Origin of the sequence: Roseomonas sp. 18066 (assembly GCF_902706185.1) — a bacterium.
Taxonomy (GTDB): domain Bacteria; phylum Pseudomonadota; class Alphaproteobacteria; order Acetobacterales; family Acetobacteraceae; genus Pseudoroseomonas.
Map to the genome: position 1 here is coordinate 1 of NZ_CACSJM010000265.1, position 3835 is coordinate 3835.

Below are 3835 nucleotides of genomic sequence, written 5' to 3' on the forward strand. Positions count from 1 at the left end.
GGCGACGACTGGGTGATCGGTGACGTGACCGCGGGCGAGGGCTACTACGAAGGCGTCGACAACGTCCTCGAGGGCCGCGACGGCGACGACGTCCTCGATGGCGGCTTCGGCGACGACGTGCTGATCGGCGGCCGCGGCAACGACGTGCTGATCGGCGGCGCGGGCAACGACACCGCCCAGTTCGACGACCTCGACAGCGGCATCGTGGTCCGCCTGGACCAGGGCTATGCCGAGACCCGGGTCACCGGCGATGCGACGGCCGAGCGTGACGACCTGATCTCGATCGAGAACGTGGTCGGCACCGACTATGCCGACCTCATCATCGGCGACGAGAACGAGAACATCCTGTTCGGCCAGGATGGCGACGACAAGCTCGAGGGTGGCGCCGGCGCCGACTTCCTCGATGGCGGCGAGGGCACCGACACCGCCTCCTACGCCAATGCCGCCAAGGGCGTGACCGCGGCGCTGACGGATGGCTATCGCGAGCCCCCGGGCGACTTCACCGTCTTCGAGCCGCTGCCGTCCTCGATCAACACCGGCGACGCGGCGGGCGACGTCTACAACAGCATCGAGAACCTCGAAGGCTCGAAGTTCGCCGATGCGCTCTACGGCAATGCCAGCGCCAACCACCTCTACGGCCTGGCCGGCAAGGACTCGCTCTATGGCGGCGCCGGCGATGACGTGCTGGAAGGCGGCCTCGACGCCGACGCCCTGAACGGCGGCGACGGCAGCGACTTCGCCAGCTACGAGAACGCGGCTTCCGCCGTCGAGGCCTCGCTGGCCGCGCGCAAGAATGCGCCGACGACCATCATCGCCAACAACGAAGCCTCGGGCGACACCTACGTCTCGATCGAGAACCTGCGCGGCTCGATCCACAACGATCTGCTGACGGGCGATGCCGGCGCCAATATCCTGCAGGGCCTGGCCGGCAACGACACCCTCGATGGTGGTGCCGGCAACGACATCCTCGAGGGTGGCGAGGGCAACGACATCCTCAACGGCGGCACCGGCAACGATCTGCTGGTCGGTGGCCTGGGCAACGACACCATCGATGGCGGCGAAGGCACCGACACGGTCGACTACAGCTACCGCGCGACGAAGCTGACGGTCGATCTGAGCCAGGGCTATGCCGGCAGCGGCACCGATCGCGACACGCTGTCGAACATCGAGAACATCGTCGGCTCCGACTTCGACGACACGCTGATCGGCAATGCCGCCGACAACGTGCTGAGCGGCGGCGGCGGCGACGACACGCTGATCGGTGGCGCCGGCGTCGACCAGTTCTATGGCGGCGAGGGCAGCGACACCGTCTCCTACGCTTCCGAGACGGCGGGCTTCTCGCTCGACCTGACCAACCAGGGCGCGTCGACCGGCGCTGCGGCTGGCGAGACCCTGGTCAGCATCGAGAACCTGATCGGTGGCTCGGGCAACGACACGCTCAAGGGCGACGCCAACGACAACAAGCTGTCGGGCGGCGCGGGCGACGACATCCTCGACGGCCGTGCCGGCACCAACACGCTGGACGGCGGCACCGGCAACGACCTGCTCTATGCCGGTGTCGGCCGCAATCTGATGGACGGCGGCACCGGCACCGACACGGTGGACTACACGGCTTCCGCCATCGGCCTGACGATCAACCTCGCCTATGGCTATGCCGGCGACCCGGTCACCGGCGACACGCTGACACGGATCGAGAACGTCGTCGGCACCAGCCACGACGACATCATCTACGGCGACCGCTTCAGCAACGTGCTGAAGGGCGGCGACGGCGACGACTATCTCCATGGCAACAATGGCGATGACGTCCTCGACGGCGGCGCCGGCAACAACACGCTGATCGGCGGCAGCGGCAACGACACCGTCACCTACGCCTCGAGCGCTGCCGATCGCGTGGTCTATTCGACCTTCTCCTCCACGGTTGAACGCTTCACCATGCCGGAGGGCAGCCTGCTCGGGACCGACACGGTCTACGCCGAGACCCTGATCGGGACCTCGGGCAGCAGCGATGAGATCAGCGGTGCGACTGAGCTCACCCGTGCGCTCACGGTCAATCTGACGACCGGCGTGGTCTCCGTGACCGGTGCCGCCACCATCGCCGTGGTCGGCTTCGAGAATGCGACCGGCGGCGCGCTGGCCGATACGCTGACCGGCAGCGCCGGGACGAACGTCCTGCTCGGCGGCGGCGGCGACGACGTGATCTCCGGCCTGGATGGCAATGACCGGCTCGAGGGCGGCGCGGGCAATGACTCTCTGCTCGGCGGCGCCGGCATCGACACGCTCGATGGCGGAGAAGGCAACGACACGCTGGATGGCGGCGACGGCGACGACACGCTGCTCGGCGGCGACGGCAACGACACCTTGATTGGTGGCGCGGGCCGCAACATCCTCGACGGCGGCGAGGGCACCGACACGGTGAACTACAGCAGCTGGGCCACGGGTGTGACGGTCGACCTGGCCAATCACTATGGCCGCGACCTGGCGACGGGCGACCAGCTTGCCAGCATCGAGAACATCATGGGTACCCGCTTCATGGATACCCTGATCGGCGATGCCGGAGCGAACCGCATCGATGCCGGCTCGGGCAACGACACCATCATCGGCGGCGGCGGTGCCGACGCGCTGTATGGTGGCAAGGGCAACGACACCTTCATCCTGAACTCCGCCGCTGAATTCGCCGTCGGCGAGATCATCGACGGTGGCAGCGACAAGGACGTGCTCCGCTTCGCGACGACCCTGGCCGAGACGCTGACCCTGACCGGCAACGTCACCTCGATCGAGGAAGTCCGCATCGCCGATGCGAATGGCGTCGCCACCGGCACGCTGGCGATCAACATCGACGCCCGCGGGCTGAGCACCGGCACCGGCGTCACGCTGGTCGGCAATGATGGCGTCAACGAGCTCTGGGGCAATGACGACGGCAAGAACACGCTGATCGGCGGCGCCGGCAACGACATCCTGCATGGCGGCCTGCAGGACGACATCCTGATCGGCGGCGCTGGCGCCGACTACATGGATGGCGGCGCCGGCAACGACTGGGTCGACTACTCGGGCAGCACCGAATACGTGTCGGTCAACCTGCAGGACCTGGTGCAGGGCGCCGGTGGCGCGCTGGGCGACCAGCTGATCAACATCGAGAACGTCATCGGCTCGTCGCTGAACGACTTCATCCGCGGCAACGCCCTGGCCAACCACCTGATCGGTGGCCTGGGCGCCGATGACCTGCAGGGCTTCGCCGGCGACGACATCCTCGAAGGTGGCCTCGGCGCCGACGTGCTGACCGGCGGCGACGGCAACGACACCGCCACCTACCGCAACGCCACCACCGGCGTGAAGGTCGATCTGAGCGGCACCGTGGCCGGGACCGGCGAGGCGCTGGGCGACTCCTTCTTCCAGGTCGAGAACCTGGAAGGCTCCGGCTTCAACGACTTCCTCTACGGCAATGGCGGCGCCAACGTGCTGACCGGCGGCGCCGGCAACGACCAGCTGTTCGGCGGCGCGGGCAACGACCGCCTGGTCGGCGGCACCGGCGCCGACCAGCTGACCGGCGGCACCGGGGCCGACACCTTCGTCTTCGCGAAGGGCTATGGCGCCGACAAGGTCATGGACTTCTCGGCCAGCGAGGGCGACAAGGTCGACTGGACCGGCTTCGGCACCAGCCTCGACAGCTATGCCGAGGTCTCCGCCAAGTTCGTCCAGAGCGGCGCCAATGTGGTCATCGACGCCGGCAACGGCGACACCCTGACCTTCGCCAACACCACCATCAGCAGCCTGACGGCCGACCACTTCCTGTTCGGCCCGGTCTGATCCGGACCCACGGCCCCCTCGGGGGGCGTGG

At 68.0% G+C, this 3835-nt stretch carries 1 protein-coding gene; it reads left to right on the plus strand.

Annotated features, from left to right (window positions below):
* Window positions 1-3804, plus strand: a 3804-nt coding sequence (locus GVN67_RS28330; protein WP_368667271.1) for a beta strand repeat-containing protein, incomplete at its 5' end; no start/stop codon positions are given.
* Window positions 3805-3835: the final 31 nt, after the last annotated feature.